Raw genomic sequence first — 2,315 nt, forward strand, 5'->3', positions numbered from 1 at the left:
CGCCTCCCAACCCCTGCGAGGCGGCAAAGCCGGTCAGGCCGAGCAGTGCGGCATATCTGAGGAGATCGCGGCGCTTGAGAAAGCCGCCCTGATGTTCGTCGACGGCGACATTCCAGATGTCCCCCGACAGATTGCGAACTGCGTCGATATCTCTGCGTCTGGTCATTTTGAAACCCTGCTTTGAAATGAAGATTGAAAATCTATGCGACGGGCTCGCCGTCGAGATGGATGCGGTCGACGGCCTGCGGATAGAAGGCGATGAGGCCCTTGATCTTCGGCATTTCCTCAATGGGATCCCGGTAGCTCCAGGCGATATCAGGGCGCACCGAACCGTCGCTCAGCAGGCCGGACCAGTAAGAGGCGATGCCCTTGTAGGGACATCGCGTCGTGGTGACGGACGCCGTCAGCCGCTCCAGCCGGATGTCTTCCGCGGGCAGATAAAAACGCGTCGGCAGATGCGTCTCGAACAGCAGCACCGGGCGGTGGCTGTCGGCGATCGGCTCGCCGTCGAACCAGATCTGCAAATGGCTCGAGCTTTGCAGAACATCGATGCGTGCATAGGGATCGCGGGCGTGGACGAAGACTTCCTCTTCCTCCTCGAACCACTGGTCGACGGCCTTCCAGGTGAATGCAATGCGGCCGGCCAGCGGCGCCAGGTTTTCATCCGGCGGTGACACGAACGACCACGCCGCGTTGGCGCTGCGCCTGTCGCCGCTGTCGATATCCCAATAGGCGGTCTCGCCACCGACCGGATGCGGCTCGCGATGCAGCGAAGGTTTCAGCACCGATGGGTCGACCGCTGACGGCGGGAAGAAATAGATCGGCAGGAAATGGTTGGAGCGCAGCACCAGCACGTTGCGGCTGTCGGCGATGGTGCGGCCGCCGAATTTGACGCGCACACGCTTGGGGCTGTGCAGGACATTGACGAGCTGCGGCGCGGTCGCTTCGCGTGGCTGCAATCTTGGTGCGACGGTCATGATCGTTCTTCCGGTCAGGACACGGCACGCGCATTGTCGCGCTGCTCGGCGAAGCGGTTGGCGGGCCGCGCCAGGCCGAAACGGTCGCGCAGCGTTCCCGGCCCGTATTCGGTCGGGAAGACGCCGCGCCGCTGCAGCTCCGGCACCACCTGTTCGGCAAAATTCACCCAGTCTTCTGGCAGCAGCGGGAACATCAGGTTGAAGCCGTCAGCGGCACCCGAAACGAACCAGTCCTGCAACTGGTCCGCGATCTGTACCGGCGTGCCGGCAACCGTCGGCACCGAACCGCTGTTGGCGAGCTTGCGCGCGATCTCGCGCAGGCTGAGATTCTGCTTCGCCCACTGCTTGACCCGGTTGAGCGATGTGCGCCCGCCATTGAACGTGCTTTCGTCCGGCAGCGGCGGCAGCGGCCCGTCCGGCGGGAACAGCGACAGGTCCAACCCGCTCCAGCTCGACAGAAGGTCGATGCCGACCTGATCCGGCAGCAAGGTCTGCAGGTATTCTTGCTTTTCCCGGCCTTCCGCTTCGGAGGCGGCGACGATCGGCAGGATGCCGGGCAGGATCTTGAAGCTCTCCGGCCGCCTGCCGTGGCGGGCCAGCCGCTCGTTGATGTCCTGACGGTATTTGATGCCATCCTCCTTGGTGCTGTAGATGGCGAAGTGCGCATCGGCCTGGGCGGTGGCGAAGTTCTTGCCATCTTCGGACGAGCCGGCCTGGACGATTAGCGGATGGCCTTGCGGCGGCCGCGAGACGTTGAGCGGCCCACGCACCTTGAAGTGCTTGCCCTTGTGATCGATAGGATGGACCTTGTCGGGGTCGGCGAAATGGCCTGACGCCTTGTCGATCAGCAGCGCCTCGTCTTCCCAGCTGTCCCACAGCGCCTTGACGATATCGAGGAATTCGGCCGCGCGCTCATAGCGGAAAGCATGTTCGATATTGCCGTCGCGGCCGAAATTGCGCGCCTCCTCATCCATGGCCGAGGTGACGACGTTCCACGACGCCCTGCCCTTGCTGATATGGTCGAGCGAGGCGAACATGCGCGCCACATTGTACGGCTCGCTGTAGGAACTCGACGCCGTGGTGATCAGGCCGATATGCTTGGTCACGCTAGCCAGCGCCGATAGCAGCGTCAGCGGTTCGAGGCGGGCATTGGCGTAATGGGCGACGCCGCTCTTGACTGAATCCCAGATCGACACGTGGTCGGCGACGAAGATGGTGTCGATCCTGGCGCGTTCGGCCGCCTGCACGAGATCGCGGTAGAATTCGAAATCCAGTACCTCCCGCCCCGGCGCCCTCGGGTGGCGCCACGACATCCGATGATCGCCCTGCGGGTTGAAG

General features: G+C 63.6%; 2 protein-coding genes. Both read right to left on the minus strand.

The genetic code is table 11. The annotated features are described in order from the left end of the window. Positions 1-200: 200 nt before the first annotated feature. On the minus strand, positions 201-977 hold the full coding sequence (locus EN969_RS27265) for a DUF427 domain-containing protein (protein WP_024503939.1): 777 nt from the start codon (positions 975-977) through the stop codon (positions 201-203). A gap of 14 nt (positions 978-991) precedes the next feature. Further along, a partial coding sequence (locus EN969_RS27270; protein WP_164758534.1) for an LLM class flavin-dependent oxidoreductase occupies positions 992-2,315 on the minus strand: 1,324 nt, incomplete at its 5' end.

This window comes from Mesorhizobium sp. M7A.F.Ca.CA.003.01.2.1 (genome assembly GCF_003998945.1).
Lineage (GTDB): Bacteria > Pseudomonadota > Alphaproteobacteria > Rhizobiales > Rhizobiaceae > Mesorhizobium > Mesorhizobium ciceri.